The sequence below is a fragment of the Streptomyces sp. NPDC104371 genome, assembly GCF_055583785.1.
Map to the genome: position 1 here is coordinate 233,185 of NZ_JBVJNF010000006.1, position 16,113 is coordinate 249,297.

At 68.3% G+C, this 16,113-nt stretch carries 15 protein-coding genes and 1 tRNA gene; 8 read left to right on the top strand and 8 right to left on the bottom strand.

Annotation, left to right across the window (positions count from 1 at the left end):
* Nucleotides 1-11: 11 nt before the first annotated feature.
* Entirely contained in the window at nt 12-560 is a 549-nt protein-coding gene (locus ACZ60T_RS20370) for a DNA-binding protein (RefSeq protein ID WP_365628755.1), read from the bottom strand.
* Nucleotides 561-740: 180 nt separating this feature from the next.
* Between ACZ60T_RS20370 and ACZ60T_RS20375 the strand changes: the two genes are divergently transcribed.
* A tRNA-Ala gene (locus ACZ60T_RS20375) sits at nt 741-813 on the top strand.
* Between the two features lie 400 nt (nt 814-1,213).
* Here ACZ60T_RS20375 and ACZ60T_RS20380 read toward each other — a convergent pair.
* The gene (locus tag ACZ60T_RS20380) at nt 1,214-1,909 is read right to left on the bottom strand and encodes a DUF5324 family protein (protein ID WP_365628752.1); all 696 of its coding nucleotides are present in this window, start codon (nt 1,907-1,909) and stop codon (nt 1,214-1,216) included.
* Between the two features lie 270 nt (nt 1,910-2,179).
* Between ACZ60T_RS20380 and ACZ60T_RS20385 the strand changes: the two genes are divergently transcribed.
* Both ACZ60T_RS20385 and ACZ60T_RS20390 read left to right on the top strand, forming a co-directional pair.
* On the top strand, nt 2,180-2,713 hold the full coding sequence (locus ACZ60T_RS20385) for a peptidylprolyl isomerase (RefSeq protein WP_365628749.1): 534 nt from the start codon (nt 2,180-2,182) through the stop codon (nt 2,711-2,713).
* A 96-nt stretch (nt 2,714-2,809) separates the two neighbouring features.
* Nucleotides 2,810-3,733, top strand: coding sequence for a rhomboid family intramembrane serine protease (locus ACZ60T_RS20390; RefSeq protein ID WP_365628746.1), 924 nt, complete (start codon nt 2,810-2,812; stop codon nt 3,731-3,733).
* 263 nt (nt 3,734-3,996) lie between these two features.
* Here ACZ60T_RS20390 and crgA read toward each other — a convergent pair whose 3' ends face one another.
* Nucleotides 3,997-4,251: a cell division protein CrgA gene (gene crgA / locus ACZ60T_RS20395; RefSeq protein ID WP_365628743.1), complete on the bottom strand. Its 255-nt coding sequence runs from the start codon at nt 4,249-4,251 to the stop codon at nt 3,997-3,999.
* Between the two features lie 140 nt (nt 4,252-4,391).
* On the opposite strand from crgA, the gene ACZ60T_RS20400 reads away from it, so the two are divergent.
* The 5 genes from ACZ60T_RS20400 (at nt 4,392) to ACZ60T_RS20420 (ending at nt 8,125) form a co-directional block, all read left to right on the top strand.
* Complete coding sequence (locus ACZ60T_RS20400) at nt 4,392-5,195, top strand: DUF881 domain-containing protein (protein ID WP_365628740.1); 804 nt, start codon at nt 4,392-4,394, stop codon at nt 5,193-5,195.
* A 137-nt stretch (nt 5,196-5,332) separates the two neighbouring features.
* Complete coding sequence (locus ACZ60T_RS20405; protein WP_365628737.1) at nt 5,333-5,494, top strand: hypothetical protein; 162 nt, start codon at nt 5,333-5,335, stop codon at nt 5,492-5,494.
* A complete protein-coding gene (locus ACZ60T_RS20410) occupies nt 5,491-6,132 on the top strand; it encodes an aminodeoxychorismate/anthranilate synthase component II (RefSeq protein ID WP_469667128.1) in 642 nt (213 codons plus the stop codon). Before ACZ60T_RS20405 ends, ACZ60T_RS20410 begins: the two co-directional genes overlap by 4 nt.
* Nucleotides 6,129-7,319 (top strand): class E sortase, encoded by a 1,191-nt coding sequence (locus ACZ60T_RS20415; protein ID WP_469667129.1) that lies wholly within the window; start codon nt 6,129-6,131, stop codon nt 7,317-7,319. The genes ACZ60T_RS20410 and ACZ60T_RS20415 overlap by 4 nt, the downstream gene beginning before the upstream one ends.
* 44 nt (nt 7,320-7,363) lie before the next feature.
* Nucleotides 7,364-8,125, top strand: a complete 762-nt coding sequence (locus ACZ60T_RS20420; protein ID WP_469667130.1) for a class E sortase — start codon at nt 7,364-7,366, stop codon at nt 8,123-8,125.
* Nucleotides 8,126-8,189: 64 nt separating this feature from the next.
* On the opposite strand, the gene ACZ60T_RS20425 is transcribed toward ACZ60T_RS20420, so the two are convergent.
* From ACZ60T_RS20425 to ACZ60T_RS20445, 5 genes are all read right to left on the bottom strand, one after another.
* Complete coding sequence (locus tag ACZ60T_RS20425; RefSeq protein ID WP_469667131.1) at nt 8,190-9,230, bottom strand: restriction endonuclease; 1,041 nt, start codon at nt 9,228-9,230, stop codon at nt 8,190-8,192.
* Between the two features lie 253 nt (nt 9,231-9,483).
* A complete protein-coding gene (gene pknB, locus ACZ60T_RS20430) occupies nt 9,484-11,451 on the bottom strand; it encodes a Stk1 family PASTA domain-containing Ser/Thr kinase (protein WP_469667132.1) in 1,968 nt (655 codons plus the stop codon).
* Between the two features lie 170 nt (nt 11,452-11,621).
* On the bottom strand, nt 11,622-13,100 hold the full coding sequence (locus ACZ60T_RS20435) for a peptidoglycan D,D-transpeptidase FtsI family protein (protein ID WP_365628719.1): 1,479 nt from the start codon (nt 13,098-13,100) through the stop codon (nt 11,622-11,624).
* Nucleotides 13,097-14,545, bottom strand: a complete 1,449-nt coding sequence (locus ACZ60T_RS20440; protein ID WP_365628716.1) for an FtsW/RodA/SpoVE family cell cycle protein — start codon at nt 14,543-14,545, stop codon at nt 13,097-13,099. The genes ACZ60T_RS20435 and ACZ60T_RS20440 overlap by 4 nt, the downstream gene beginning before the upstream one ends.
* Before the next feature lie 28 nt (nt 14,546-14,573).
* Nucleotides 14,574-16,019, bottom strand: coding sequence for a Stp1/IreP family PP2C-type Ser/Thr phosphatase (locus tag ACZ60T_RS20445; RefSeq protein WP_469667133.1), 1,446 nt, complete (start codon nt 16,017-16,019; stop codon nt 14,574-14,576).
* Nucleotides 16,020-16,113 lie beyond the last annotated feature (94 nt).

Below are 16,113 nucleotides of genomic sequence, written 5' to 3' on the forward strand. Positions count from 1 at the left end.
GAGGCGTCGGATCAGCTCTGGTGGGACTGGTAGTGGGCGACCGCGTCGGAGGTGCGGCCGGCCCCGTAGACCCGGAGGAACTCCGCCAGTTCCGGGTGGGTCGGGGCGAGGGTGTCCGCCGCCTCGATGATGTCGCCCGCCGCCGCCACCGAGCGCATCAGCGACTGGATCTCGCGGACCACGCGCTTGACCGTGGGAGCGCCCGAAGTGATCGTCGCGTGCGTGGAGTTGTTGAGCACCGAGCCCCCCTGCGACTTTCTGATCTCGTCCATCCGCTCGGTCGCCTCGGCCGCGCTCACGCTGCCGTCCGCGACCTGGCCCGCCAAGTCCTGCAGCAACTGCACCCGTTGGACCACCGCCGGATTACCGATCTTGGCGCGCTGACCGCTCATCAACTGCGACAGCATCGGAGCGGACAGCCCCAGTACACCGGCGAGACGGGCCTGGTTGAGACCGAGATCGTCGATGAGCTTGCGGAAGAGCACCCCCAGCGGCTCCCCGTACCAGTTCCGCTGAAGCTCCCGCGCTCTTGCGGTGGCTTCCTGCTGTGCGGTGTCCATTGCGTCTCCCCATCGCTTCCCCAAATACCGCGGTTCGCTGTAGCGAACCACGACGAGCATCTTACGGAGAGTGTTTGTCCACCGGGACCCCCCTCTTTTTGTGAGATACAGCCGAAGACCCGGTACGCTGGTCCGCAGCGCCCGCCGGTCCGCTTCACCGCCGGTCGGACGCAGTCCTCCGGGGCCTTAGCTCAGTTGGTAGAGCGCTGTCTTTGCATGGCAGATGTCAGGGGTTCGACTCCCCTAGGCTCCACACCTCGGACCGGTCAGGTGCCCACGCGGCGGCTGGCCGGTTTCTCGTATGCGGTGACCCATGTCACATCAAACCCTTTGCAGGCGTTGCACTTCTTTGCGCAAACACTCGTGACGGCCGGGGGATTCACGGCCCTCGCGCAGGCGTCCGATGTGGTCGCAGAGTGATGTGCGGTGACGTAAGAGGTCAAGTCTGGGTGAGTATGTCCGGGTATGTGTGCACGAGATGACGCATCCCGTAGGGGAAGTCTCCACCGAACCCGCACAGTTGGCGCATTGCAAACGTCATCAAGGGGCGTGTGCGTAAACGCTCCCGCGAGGGGCGCGGTGTTCCACGTGAAACATGACTGTGGGGCAGAAGACCTCAAGTCCTCTGCCCCACAGCGGTGATGGGGGAACGCTCAGAGACGGCCGCGACGGCCGCCGTCCTCCCCTTCGTCGTCGGCCCGCATCGTCTGCACGTCGGGATCCAGCGGGTTGGCGCCGCTGCCGTCCACCGACGCCAGACGGTCCCCCTGCGGGACCTCGGTCGCGGCAGGCGGCTCGACCAGCCAGTCGGGGTTGGTCTGCTTGTCCCACCACTTCCAGGCGGCGCACGCGCTGCCGGCCAGCACACCCAGCAACGCCAGGCCCTTCACGGCGCGAGCGGCCGTGGCCCGCCGCTGCTGCCGGCGTACCAGCTTCTGGATCTGCTTCGGGGTGACCTGGCCGCGCAGGGCCGCCAGTGCGGCGGTGCTACGAGCCGCGGCCTCCTCTCGCGCGGGGCCGGCGACGGCCATCGCCTGCTCGATCATCGGCCGGGAGTACTCGGCCGCCTGACGATAGGCTCTGGCGGCGTTCTGGGCCGCCTGGTCCACCCTGGGCGGCACATGGGAGCGCGCCTGCACCAGGCGGGGGGCGAGATAGGTGCCGTACTGGACGCGGGCCTGGTCGGCGGCCTGCGACATCTTCGGCGCGAGACGGACACCTGCCTCGCGCGCATACTGTGCTGCCTTGGTCCTGGCCATGTCGGCGTAGGGCGCCACCACTTCCGCGGCATGCAGCACGCTGTCCCTCGCCGAGCCGGTCGCGGCGCGCACGCTGTCGATGCGGGTCACGGCTTCCTCCTCCTCGGTGGCGTACAGAACTTCGACTTTCCAGCCTTGAACGGATCATGCCTCGGGCAGCGCTCGCGGGCATGCGAGCGCGGGCATCCGGGTCATAGGAGCTTTCAGGGATGATTCGGGGCAACAAGCCCCTTTCCGACGACAATGCCATGGATCGTCGCACCGCGCCCCGCGAGCGGGACGACTCGGTCGTAGCCGGACGACGCACCGCCCGTCCCGTGCGAGGATCGGGGAGTCACAGAGGACAACGGAAGGCAGATCGTGGCTGAGCAGCTTTACGCCACCCTGAAGACCAACCACGGCGACATCGTGATCCGGCTCCTGCCGAACCACGCGCCCAAGACGGTCCGTAACTTCGTCGAACTCGCCAAGGGCGAGCGTGAGTGGACCCACCCCGCGACCGGCGAGAAGTCCACGAAGAAGCTCTACGACGGCACGGTCTTCCACCGGGTGATCAGCGGCTTCATGATCCAGGGCGGCGACCCGCTGGGCAACGGCACCGGTGGCCCGGGGTACCAGTTCGGGGACGAGTTCCACCCGGACCTCGGCTTCGACAAGCCCTACCTGCTGGCCATGGCCAACGCCGGCCCCGGCACCAACGGCTCGCAGTTCTTCATCACGGTCGCTCCGACGGCCTGGCTGAACCGCAAGCACACCATCTTCGGCGAGGTCGTCGACGCGGCCAGCACGAAGGTCGTGGACGCCATCGCCGCGGCCCCGACCAACCCGCGCACGGACCGTCCGGTCAACGACGTCGTCATCGAGTCCGTCGTCGTCGAGACCCGCGAGGGCTGAGTCCCGCGGGACACCGCACGAGGGAACAAATCGGCCCCGCCCGTCCGTACAAGGAAGGGCGGGGCACCCCGTCGTACGGAGAAGTGAGGGAACCGCATGGACGAGGCGCCAGGCACCCCGCAGGGCCCGCAGAGCCAGGGTCCGCACGGCGCCCGGGAGCTGCCGGTCTGCTACCGGCACCCGGACCGCGAGACCGGCATCCGCTGCGCCCGCTGTGAGCGCCCCATCTGCCCGCAGTGCATGGTCGACGCCGCCGTGGGCTTCCAGTGCCCGCAGTGCGTCAGCGGCGGCTCCGGCACAGGCCACTCCCCGGCCGCCAACCGGCCCCGTACGCTCGCGGGCGGTGCCATCACCGCCGACCCCAGGCTGCTCACGAAGCTGCTGATCGGCGTCAATCTGGCCGTGTTCCTGGTCCAGCTCTCCCTGGGTGACCGCTTCACCGAGCGATTCGAACTCTTCGGCCGGGCCGCCTCCTACTGGCAGCACGGCGAGATCGTGGGTGTCGCGCAGGGCGAGTGGTACCGGCTGCTGACCGCGATGTTCCTGCACGACCCCCAGAGCTACTTCCACATCCTGTTCAACATGCTCAGCCTGTGGTGGGTCGGCGCTCCGCTGGAAGCGGCCCTGGGCCGCGCCCGCTATCTCGCGCTGTACTTCAGCGCCGGACTGGCGGGCAGCGCGCTCACCTACCTGGTGGTCGCGCCCAACCAGCCGTCGCTCGGGGCCTCCGGCGCGATCTACGGGCTCTTCGGCGCCACGGCCGTGCTGCTGCGCCGCCTCAACTACGACATGCGCCCGGTCCTCGCGCTGCTGGCGGTCAACCTGATCATCACCTTCAGCCCGGGGTTCAACATCTCCTGGCAGGCGCACGTCGGCGGCCTCGTCGGCGGTGTCGTGGTCGGATACGCGATGGTGCACGCGCCCCGCGAGCGGCGGACGCTCGTGCAGTACGGGACCTGCGCGGTGGTGCTGGCCGCGGTGATCGTCATGACCCTGGTGAGGACCGCCCAGCTCACCTGAGTGGCGGGTGTGCACACGCCGTAGCCCGAGGTTGTACCCAGTGTTGTCCACAGCCCGCAGATGATCTTGTGCACAGTGCGGAGAACACGCGTGCCCCCTGTCACCGACTGGAGTTTTCCCAGGTGGGACAGGGGGCGAACAGATTTACGAGGCCCGGTGATTCCGTCATACCGACGTCACGACCCCCATGAGTTATCCACAGATCGTCGTTCTTTTTCCACCGCCCCACCCTCCTGTGGACAGGGCTGTGGATAACTAGGCCGCTACTTCCACTGCGTGGAGACGCCGAAGCCCGCCGCGATGAACGCGAAGCCCACGATGATGTTCTTGTTGCCCAGCGCGTCCACCGGCAGGGAACCGTCGGTCACATAGAAGACGACGATCCAGGCGAGCCCGATGACGAACATCGCCAGCATGACCGGTACGACCCAGCGGCGACTGCTCAGGTTGACGGTCGTCGTCTGCTTGGACGGCGGGGGCGTGTAGTCGGCCTTCTTGCGGATACGTGACTTCGGCACGAGAGTCTCTCCTGTCGATGCGCTGCGTGGCCACGCAGGGAACGGGGGCGCGTTCCGGGGCAGCGTACAAGGGGACACCGGCGCTCCCCCGGGCGTCCGTTAGCGTAGTGCTTCCGAGGCGCCGAAGGAGATAAGGGTACGTGAGCGATACGGCCGACTCCCCCCAGGGGGGTTCCGGTTCGCCGGAATCGAAGTCCACGTTCTCCTCCGGGCACCGGTTCCGGCCCGTGCGCGTGCTCACGGTGGGTGTCTTCGCGCTCGCGGGGCTCATCTTCTTCACGAGCTTCGACACGGCGAAGGGGACCAACATCCGTACGGACTCCTCGCTGCTGAAGCTCTCGGACCTCATCCACGAGCGCAGCCACAAGAACGCCCGGCTCGACGAGTCCAACGCCGCGCTGCGTGACGACGTCGAGGGCCTGGCCAAGCGGACCGGCGGCAACACCGGCAAGGCGGAGCAGGCGCGGCTGGCGGCGCTGGAGAAGAACGCGGGCACCCGGAAGCTCACCGGCAGGGCCATCACCGTCACGCTCAACGACGCCCCGCCGAACGCGACCGCCAAGCTCCCCGGCTACCCCGAGCCCCAGCCCGACTACCTGGTCATCCACCAGCAGGACCTCCAGGCCGTGGTGAACGCCCTCTGGCAGGGCGGCGCCGAGGGCATCAGGGTCATGGACCAGCGGCTGATCTCCACCAGCGCCGTGCGCTGCGTCGGCAACACCCTGATCCTCCAGGGCCGCGTCTACTCGCCTCCGTACAAGATCACCGCGGTCGGGGACCCGGAGAAGCTCAAGAAGGCGCTCACCGACTCACCGGCGATCCAGAACTACATGGTCTACGTCAACGTCTACGGCCTCGGCTGGAAGGTCACCGACGACGGGACGGTGACCCTTCCCGGTTACACGGGCACGGTGGATCTGCACTACGCGCAGCCCGTGCAGTAGGGCGGCCCCGACGGTCCGGCGGAATTGTACGGGCCTTTGTCGATCCGATACCGGAACCACGAAACAGGCGGCTCGGCGCCGTTAGTCTGGTGGAGTACGGCGTGAGTCCGGTGCCGTGGTGAGACGGAAGGGACGGCATGTACGGCTGGATCTGGCGGCATCTGCCGGGGAACGCGTGGGTGAGGGCGCTGCTGTCGGTGGTGCTGGCGCTGGCCGTGGTCTACGTCCTGTTCCAGTACGTCTTCCCGTGGGCCGAACCGCTGCTGCCCTTCAACGATGTGACGGTGGACAACCAGTGAGTGTGCGCATTCTCGTCGTCGACAACTACGACAGCTTCGTCTTCAACCTGGTCCAGTACCTGTACCAGTTGGGCGCCGAGTGCGAGGTGCTGCGCAACGACGAGGTGTCGACGGCGCACGCCCAGGGCGGAGGGTTCGACGGCGTGCTGCTGTCCCCCGGCCCCGGGACCCCGCAGGAGGCCGGCGTCTGCGTCGAGATGGTGCGGCACTGCGCCGCGACCGGCGTCCCCGTCTTCGGTGTCTGCCTGGGCATGCAGTCGATGCAGGTGGCGTACGGCGGTGTCGTCGACCGGGCGCCCGAGCTGCTGCACGGCAAGACCTCACCGGTCGAGCACGAGGGCAAGGGCGTCTTCGCCGGGCTGCCCTCCCCGTTCACCGCGACCCGCTATCACTCCCTGGCCGCCGCACCGGAGACGGTGCCGGCCGAACTGGAGATCACGGCGCGGACGCACGACGGGATCATCATGGGGCTCAGGCACCGTGAACTCCCGGTCGAGGGCGTGCAGTTCCACCCCGAGTCGGTGCTGACCGAGCACGGCCACCGGATGCTGGCCAACTGGCTGGCGGAGTGCGGCGACCAGGAGGCCGTGGCGAGGTCGACGGGGCTTGCCCCGGTGGTGGGCAGGGCCACGGCGTGACCGCGCTGCGCCCCGAGCGCGACAGCGGCGCGGCTCCTGGGGGTGCCACGGACGACGGGGCCCCGTACGGGGAGCAGCCGTACGAGGGCTTCGGCCCATGGCAGGGGCAGCAAGGGCGGCAGGGGTACGCGGGCACGGGCGCGGGGCGCGACCGGGCGTCGTACGAGCAGCAGGCGCCGCAGTCGTCGTACGAGGCGACGGCGGTCCTTCCCGTCCTCTCCGGCCACGGGGGCCCCGAGACGTACGAGGCACCGGACCGGCGGGGCGCCTCCGCGCCCAGGGACAGCGAGACCGTCGCGCTGCGCACCGTGGATATCGCGGAGATGTCGCGGGCCGCAGAGCGTCCCGGCGAGTCCTTCGGGCCGCCACTCGGCGGCCGGGCCGCCCGGCGCAAGGCGGCCAAGAGGCAGGGACGGCGCGCAAGCAGGCCACAGACGGCCGAGAAGCCAGCTGGGAGCGCGGAAGGCGCGCCCCTGTCCCGGGTGGAGGCCCGACGGGCCGCACGGGCGCGCAAGCCCAGCGCGGGGGTCATCGCGAGCCGGGTGCTCGGCGAGCTGTTCATCACCACCGGTGTCCTGATGCTGCTGTTCGTGACCTACCAGCTCTGGTGGTCGAACGTACGGGCGCACCAGCAGGCGGACCGAGCCGCTCAGCATCTCCAGCAGGACTGGGCGAGCGGCAAGCGGGAGCCGGGGGAGTTCGAGCCGGGGCAGGGCTTCGCCATCCTGCACATCCCGAAGCTGGACGTGGCCGTGCCGATCGCGGAGGGCACGAGCAAGTCCGCGGTGCTCGACAAGGGGATGGTCGGGCACTACGGCGAGGAGGGCCTGAAGACGGCGATGCCGGACGCCAGGACGGGCAACTTCGGGCTCGCGGGCCATCGCAACACCCACGGGGAGCCGTTCCGGTACATCAACCGGCTGCAGCCGGGGGACAGGATCGTGGTGGAGACCCAGGAGGAGTACTACGTCTACACGATGACGTCCCTCCTTCCGGTGACATCACCGGCGAACACGAGCGTCCTCGATCCCGTTCCGAAGGGGTCGGGTTTCACCAAGCCGGGCCGTTACATCACACTGACCACCTGCACGCCTGAATTCACCAGCAAGTACCGGCTGATCGTCTGGGGCAAGATGGTCGAGGAACGGCCGCGCAGCAAGGGCAAACCGGACGCGCTCATTCGGTAGGGCATGTGGACGCACGAGCACGTGGAACAGGCGGGGCAGACGCAGTGGGAGTGACGACCGACCAGGACGAGCAGAACGGCGCGCCGTCACCGGGCCTCGCCCCCTCCTCGGTGCCGCGGCGTCGAGGGCGGCGCCGGATCGCGCTGGCGGTCAGCTTCCTCGGCGAACTGCTGATCACGGCGGGCCTGGTGCTCGGACTGTTCGTCGTCTACTCGCTGTGGTGGACGAACATACTCGCGGACCGCCAGGCCGACCGGCAGGGCGACAAGGTGCGCGACCACTGGGCGGCGGGCAAGGACGGCGGGCCCGGCGCCCTGGACACCAAGGACGGCATCGGCTTCCTGCATGTGCCGGCGATGCACAACGGCGAGGTGCTGGTCGAGAAGGGCACGTCGACGAGCATCCTCAACGACGGTGTGGCCGGGTACTACACGGACCCGGTCAAGGCGACGCTGCCGACGACGGGGAAGAACGGCAACTTCACGCTGGCCGCGCACCGGGACGGACACGGGGCGAAGTTCCACAACATCCACAAGCTGAAGGACGGCGACCCGATCGTCTTCGAGACGAAGGACAAGTGGTACGTCTACAAGGTCTTCGCGACCCTTCCGGAGACCTCGAAGTACAACGTGGACGTCCTCACCGCCGTCCCGAAGGAAGCGGGCGTGAAGAAGCCGGGCCACTACATCACGCTGACGACGTGCACGCCGATCTATACGTCGGAGTACCGGTACATCGTGTGGGGCGAACTGGAGCGGGTGGAGAAGGTGGACAGCAAGCGCACACCGCCGAAGGAGCTGCGCTGAGTAGGATGCCGAAGGCCCGAAGCCGCAACTTCCTCTTGCGACTTCGGGCCTTTGCCACGCCACGCTAACCGAGGGCCGTGAGCCGCACTCCGGAACTCCAGGCCTCCAGTTCGCCGCGATCCACGAGGTCGATGCCACTGAGCCGGGCGATCGCCTGTGCTTCGTGGGAGAAGGCGCAGGTGGCGACGTAGAGTGCGATGTCCGCGGGCTCGACGGTCCGGGCGGCGCCGGCGAACTTCTGCATGTCCGCGCTCGATACGTACGGCCGACGGTTGAGCTTCTTGCACTGAACGGCGACCGTGCGCCCGTCGGCCGTGCGCGCGGTGACGTCGATGCCGCGGTCGCTCTGGGACTGCCGTACGACGACCTTGGTGCAGCCGTCGCGTTGCAGCAGGGCGGCGACGTGGCGTTCGAACGCCTGCCAGGTCATGGAGTCGACGGACGCGCTGATCTGGTTCCTGGGCTCGTTCCCCTCCAGCCCGCTGAGCCGTTGGTGATGCCAGCAGAGTCTGCGCTCGACGTTCTCGATGTCGGCGCGGAGAGCGATGAGTTCGCGACGGTGTTCGCTCGAGCTCTCGATCAGGGCGTTGAACAAGGGGACGACGGTCTTGCCGAGGATGTGGGCGATGCGCTGGTCGATGTGGTCGTCGAGGGCGAGGATGTCGGCCGGGGCAGGGGTGTCCACAGGCCGCGTACGGGCCAGGTATTCCATATCCAGCAGGTACGCACGCACCTGGCGGGCGACCTCGCTGTCGCGTAGGAGCATGGCGACGTTGAGGATGGCTCGCCGGGAGTAGATGGTGAGGCTTCGACGGGCCTGTGGATAACTTCCCGGCGAGAGTGACATGTTGTCACTCTCGAATCTCCGCAGGTCAGAGCCTCGCAGTACGACCAGGCCGTTGACTTCCAGTTCTTCACGATGGCGGTGGACCAGTTGTCGGACGGCCTCGGCCGTGACACCGAAATACGCCGCCACCATCGCCGTAGTCACATGCATCCCGTCCGGTAGCAGCGACAGTGCCTTCACTCGGTCGAGTACATCCGTGCGGTCGAGCACGCTGCTGCGCAGAGCCCTCGATTCCAGCAGAGCCGCTTCCTGGATCACTTCTGACTGCCCCCTCCGTGTGTGCCGTTGCGGAGTGATGGGGCAGCGATTCGATTCCCGCCCGCCTGTACAACGAGCCAGGGTGTATGAAGATATGGTCGAAGTTCGTATAACGGGTGGACGTCGGAGTCCGGTCGGCATCGACCTGCCGTCAGTCTCGACCTCGATACATGTCAAGGGGCCTGGAATCCGTGGTGGATTCCAGGCCCCTTGGTGAACTCTTCGCGGGCCGCGGTGAGTTCCTACTGCCGTTCTACTGCTGCGGGCCGCCGGTGCCGATGGCCCAGAGGGTCACCTTGTCGCCCTTCTTGACCTGTGCGCCCTCCGTCGGATCGCTCTTCACGACCATGGCGTTGTCGTCGTTCGCGCCGGGGCCCACTGCCTTCTCGAGCTCCAGGCCGGCCCCCGCGAGGACCTGCTTGGCCTGGCCGAGCGTCATCTGGCTCACCTTCGGCATCGCGAAGGGCTGCTCCTGCGGGGCCTTGGCGATCTTGACGTCGATCGTGGTGTCACGGGCGACCTCCGAACCGGCGCCCTGGCTCTGCCAGAAGATCGTGCCCTCGGGCTGGTCGCCGGACTCCTCTTCCGTCTGGGTGCCGAGCTGGAGGCCCTTGGACTGGAGATAGGTCCGCGCGTCGTCGGCCGACTTGCCCGAGAGGTCGGGAACGGTGACCCGGGACGGCTCCTGGGCGTAGGTGATCGTGATCGTGGAGCCCTTCTGCACCTTCTCGCCTGCCGCGGGGTCGGTTCCGAGGACCGTGTTCGCGGCGGCCTGGCCGGACTCCTGGGGCTTGAGTTCGACCTTGAACCCGTACTCCTCGCCCTCGAGTTTGGCCTTGGCGTCGTCGACGTTCTGCCCGTCGACATCGGGCACCGCGACCTTCGGCGCGCCCGTGGACACCACGAGCTTGATCGTGTCGCCCTTCTTGACCTCGGTCCTGCCCACGGGGTCCTGGGAGCAGACGTAGCCCTTCCGCTCCTTCTCGCACGGCTTCTTCGTGATGGCCAGCTTCAGATCGGCGTTCTCGGCTTGCCGCTCGGCCTCCTTCTGCAAGAGGCCGACGAAACTGGGCGTCGGCACCATGTCGTTGCCCGCGCCTCCGCTGCCGCTGGAGATCCACTTGCCGATGAAGACCGCGCCGACCAGGACCAGCACGGCCGAGACGACGAGCAGGATCGTCGACAGGTTCGACTTCTTCTGGCGGCGCCGGGCCGGGCGGTCGTCGTAGCCGTAGCCGCCGTCGTCCGGGTTCATCGGCGGCAGCATCGTCGTGGCTCCGCCGCTCGGGTCCGGGCGCAGGGCCGTCGTGGGCTGCTCGTCGGGGTAGCCGCCGTAGCCGCCCGCACCGACCGCGCCCAGCGCCGCCGTCGCCGCGACGGGCTGTCCGTCGAGGCAGGCCTCGATGTCCTGGCGCATCTCGTCGGCGCTCTGGTAGCGGTAGTCCGGGTCCTTGACCAGGGCCCGCAGCACGATCGCGTCCATCTCGGGCGTGATCTCGGGGTCGAAGACGCTCGGGGCCTGGGGCTCCTCGCGCACGTGCTGGTAGGCGACCGCGACCGGGGAGTCGCCGACGAAGGGGGGACGGACGGTCAGCAGCTCGTAGAGGAGACAGCCCGTCGAGTACAGGTCGGAGCGCGCGTCGACCTGCTCGCCCTTGGCCTGCTCCGGCGAGAGGTACTGGGCGGTGCCGATGACCGCCGCGGTCTGCGTCATCGTCATACCGGAGTCGCCCATGGCGCGGGCGATGCCGAAGTCCATCACCTTGACCTGGCCGTTGCGCGTCAGCATGACGTTCGCCGGCTTGATGTCGCGGTGGACGATGCCGCTGCGGTGGGCGTACTCCAGGCCCTGGAGGATGCCGATGGTCATCTCCATGGACCGCTCCGGCAGCAGCTTGCGGCCGCTGTGCAGCAGTTCTCGGAGCGTGGAGCCGTCGACGTACTCCATGACGATGTACGGGATGGAGACCCCGTCGATGTAGTCCTCGCCCGTGTCGTACACCGCGACGATCGCGGGATGGTTGAGCGAGGCGGCCGACTGGGCCTCCCGGCGGAACCGGGCCTGGAAGGAAGGATCGCGCGCCAGGTCGGCGCGCAGGGTCTTCACTGCCACGGTGCGGCCGAGACGGGTGTCATGCGCGAGGTAGACCTCGGCCATGCCACCACGGCCGAGCACCTGGCCCAGCTCGTACCGGCCGCCGAGGCGACGCGGCTCTTCCATAGCTTCCTACCAGCCCTCTCCGTCGGTCCCGACCACACCCGCGTGTGGTCCGGCGGTGTGCTGTCCGGGCATACGCTACCCGGCTCGCTCTGCGTGACCTGGCCACATCCGCCACCCGATACAGGACCGGTATCGCAACGTGCACCGATGTGAAGGGGACGTGACGGGGGTCACTGCCTGCTGTCGATGACAGCCTTCATGACGTTCTTCGCGATGGGGGCGGCGAGGCCACCGCCGGAGATGTCGCCGCGGTTGGCGTTCTCGTCCTCGACCACCACCGCCACGGCGACCGGCGAGCTGCCGTCGCTCATCTTCGCGTAGGAGATGAACCAGGCGTACGGCTTGCCGGAGTTGTTGACGCCGTGCTGGGCGGTACCGGTCTTGCCGCCCACGGTGACGCCGTTGCCGAGCTGCGCGTTCGTGCCGGTGCCGCTCTTGACGACCGTCTCCATCATCGACTGGAGGATCTGGGCGTTGTTCGAGGACAGCGGCTGGCTCAGCTCCTCCGGCTGCGTCTGCTCCAGGGTGTCGACGCTCGGCGACTGGAGCTTGTCGACCATGTACGGCTTCATCAGCTTGCCGTCGTTGGCGATCGCCGAGACGACCATGGCCATCTGGAGCGGGGTCGCCGCGGTGTTGAACTGGCCGATGGAGGACATGGCCGTCTGCGACGTGTTCATGTCCTTGGAGAACACGGAGGCGTCGGCGCGGGTCGGGACGAACTGCTGCTTGTTGAACCCGAACTTCTCCGCCTCCTCGAGCATCTTGTCGTTGCCGAGGTCCGCGCCGATCTTGCCGAAGACGGTGTTGCAGGAAACGCGCAGCGCCTCGCGCATGCTGGCGTTCTCGCAGGGGAGGTTGCCCTCGTTCGGCAACGGCTGGGTGGTGCCGGGCATGATCCACGGCAGCGGGGAGTCGGTGTGCTGGTCGGCCGAGGAGTACTTGCCGTTCTCCAGCGCGGCGGCGGCGGTGACCACCTTGAACGTGGAGCCCGGCGGGTAGGTCTCGCGCAGCGCCCGGTTCAGCATCGGGTCGTCGGAGTTGTTCTTCTTCTGCAGCCCCTGCCAGGCTTCGCCGTCGTTGCTACCGGCGATCGATCCGGGGTCGTAGGACGGGTAGGAGGCCAGCGCCAGGATCTTGCCCGTGGACGGTTCCAGGGCAACGACGGCGCCCTTGCCGTGGCCCTTGAGCCCGTCGTACGCCGCCTTCTGCGCCGCGGCGTTGAGTGTGGTGACGACGTTTCCGCCCTGCTTCGGCTTGCCGGTGAGCATGTCCAGGGTGTTGCGGAAGAAGAGCTTGTCGTCGGTGCCCGTGAGGATGCCGTCCTCGACGCCCTCGAGGAAGGTCGCGCCGTAGACCTGCGAGGCGTAGCCGGTGACGGGCGCCCACATGGGGCCGTCCTTGTACGTGCGCTTGTACTTCAGGTCGTTGAGCGCGTCGGTCTTGGTCTCCACCGACCCGGTGACCGGGGAGCCGCCCACGATGATGTCGCCGCGCGGCGAGGCGTAGCGGGTGATGTTGACGCGACGGTTGTCGGTGGCGTTCTTGAGGCTGTCGGCCTTGGCGTACTGGAGCCAGTTGACGCGGACGAGCAGCGCGAGGACCAGGAGGCCGCAGAAGATCGCGATTCGGCGCACGGGCTTGTTCACGGGCGGACCACCTGGGTCATCTCGGCGTCGGGGTTGGGAGCGGGGGACGGGGCGGGTCTGCGCGCCGTGTCGCTGATGCGCAGGAGGATGCCGATCAGCACCCAGTTGGCGATGACGGAGGATCCGCCGTAGGCCAGGAAGGGCATCGTCATACCGGTCAGCGGGATGAGCCCCATGACACCGCCGGCGACGACGAAGACCTGGAGCGCGAAGGCGCCGGACATGCCGACCGCCAGCAGCTTGCCGAACGGGTCGCGGGCGGCGAGGGCGGTGCGCACGCCGCGCTCCACGATCAGACCGTAGACCAGCAGGATCGCCATGAGGCCGGCCAGGCCCAGCTCCTCACCGAAGGTGGCGAGGACGAAGTCGGAGTTGGTGGCGAACCGGATGAGGTCGGAGTGGCCCTGGCCGAGGCCGGAGCCGAGGGTGCCGCCGGAGCCGAACGCCCACAGGGCCTGCTGGAGCTGCTCGGAGTGCATGACGCCGTCCTGGACCCCGGACCGGCTGAGCAGGTACTCGTGCATCGGGTCGAGCCAGGCCTGCACACGCGACTTCACGTGCGGTTCGAAGCTCGCCACACCGACGGCACCGGCCGCGGACATCAGCAGACCGAAGACGATCCAGCTCGTCCGCTCGGTCGCCACGTACAGCATGATGACGAACATTCCGAAGAACAGCAGCGACGTACCGAGGTCGGTCTCGAAGACCAGGATGAGGATCGAGATCCCCCAGACGACGAGGATCGGGCCGAGGTCGCGGCCACGCGGCAGGTACAGGCCCATGAAGCGGCGGCTGGCGAGCGCGAGCGCGTCCCGCTTCACCATCAGATAGCCGGCGAAGAAGATCGCCAGGACGATCTTCGCGAACTCACCGGGCTGGATGGAGAATCCGGCGACCGAGATCCAGATCTTGGCGCCGTAGGTGAGGTCGGCGCCGAGGCCCGGTACCAGCGGCAGCAGCAGCAGGATCAGCGCGCCGACCATGGAGATGTACGTGTAGCGCTGGAGGGCCCGGTGGTCCTTGAGGAAGACCAGTACGACCGCGAACAGGCCGATGCCCAGCGCGGTGTACAGAAGCTGGCGGGGCGCCGCGCTGCCGGCCTGGTGGATGTGCTGCAACAGCTTGGACTGGTCGAGGCGCCAGATGACCACCAGACCGAGCCCGTTGAGCAGGGTGGCCAGCGGCAACAGGAGCGGGTCCGCGTACGGGGCGAACTTCCGTACGACGAGATGGCCCACGCCGGCCAGCAGACCGAGGCCGAGGCCGTAGCTGAGCAGGCCGGGCGGCACCGTGTTGTTGATGGCGAGGCCGACGTTGGCGTAGGCGAACACCGGGATGACGACGGCGAACACCAGCAGCGCCAGCTCGGTGTTGCGGCGGCTGGGCGCGCCGATCGCGCCGATCGTGGACGTGTGGTGCGTCGTCGAGTTCGTGCTGCTGCTCATGGGTGTGACAGGCCCTCTCACGGCTCGCTTACTGCTTACCGCACAGTGAGACGACCTTCTGCTCTTCCTCCGAGAGGGTGGGGCCGGGTGTGGACGTGGGTGCGGTCTGGGTCTTGGTCGGGGTGGCCTTGGACTTGGCGGTCCGGTCCTCCGTGGCCCGGCGCTCGGCGTCCTTCTTGCACGCGGACGCCTGCACGGCCAGCTCGGTGACCTTGGACTGGGCCGACTTGAGGTTGCCCTGGGCGATGGTCGCCCTGACCTGCTTCTGCTGGTACGGCGGCAGGTACTTGAGTTCGATCTCCGGGTGGTCCTTCTGCACCTTCGACAGCGACACCCAGGCCAGGTCCTGGCTGATGCCGCGGTACAGCGCGACGTGCTCGCCCTCGGCGCCGACGTAGTACTGCGTCTGCGTCCAGCGGTAGCCGCCGTACAGCCCGCCCCCGACGAGGGCGAGCGCCAGGACCGAGTAGAGCGACCCCTTGAGCCACTTGCGGCCCTTCTTCGGCTTGACGAAGTCCTCGTCGCTGTAGGAGTCGAAGCTGCCCGCCGAGTCGTAATCCGCGCCGTCGCCGCTGCCGGGGGGCCCGAACTCGCCTCCGCCGCCCTGTCCGGGCGCGGGGCGGCCGAGGCCGGAGGCGCGGCCCGCGGGGGTCTGCATGATGCCGTTGTCCTGCGCGTACTGCTGGTTCTCGGCGACCGCGCCCACCACGACGGGGGTGTCGGACAACTGCCCCGCGAGGGTGTCCCCGGTGTCCAGGTCGAGGACGTCGGCGATGATGACGGTGATGTTGTCGGGGCCGCCGCCGCGCAGCGCGAGCTGGATCAGCTCCTGCACGGTCTCCTGCGGGCCCTGATAGCTGGCGAGGGTCTCCTCCATCGTCTGGTGGGAGACCACGCCGGACAGGCCGTCCGAGCAGATCAGATACCGGTCACCGGCGCGCACCTCGCGGATCGACAGGTCGGGTTCGACGCGGTCGCCGCTGCCGAGCGCGCGCATGAGGAGCGAGCGCTGCGGGTGGGTGGTGGCCTCTTCCTCGGTGATACGGCCCTCGTCGACGAGCCGCTGCACCCAGGTGTGGTCCTGGGTGATCTGCGTCAGGACGCCGTCGCGCAGCAGATAGGCGCGGGAGTCGCCGACATGGACGAGCCCGAGTCGCTGGCCGGTCCACAGCAGGGCGGTGAGGGTGGTCCCCATGCCTTCGAGCTGGGGGTCCTCCTCGACCATGGCGCGCAACTGGTCGTTGGCGCGCTGCACGGCGGTGCCGAGCGAGGTGAGGATGTCGGATCCGGGGACGTCGTCGTCCAGCGCGACGATGGTGGAGATCACCTCGGAGGAGGCGACCTCACCGGCGGCCTGGCCGCCCATTCCGTCGGCGATCGCGAGCAGGCGCGGACCGGCGTAGCCGGAGTCCTCGTTGCCCTCGCGGATCATGCCTTTGTGCGATCCGGCGGCGAAGCGCAGTGACAGACTCATGTGCACCTCGCCCGTCGGCTCCGGGTACATCCGCACGGTGCCCACCCTCCGGTCGGGAGCGCGCCGAGGCCCGTCGTCTGGGCCGCTGCCGCGT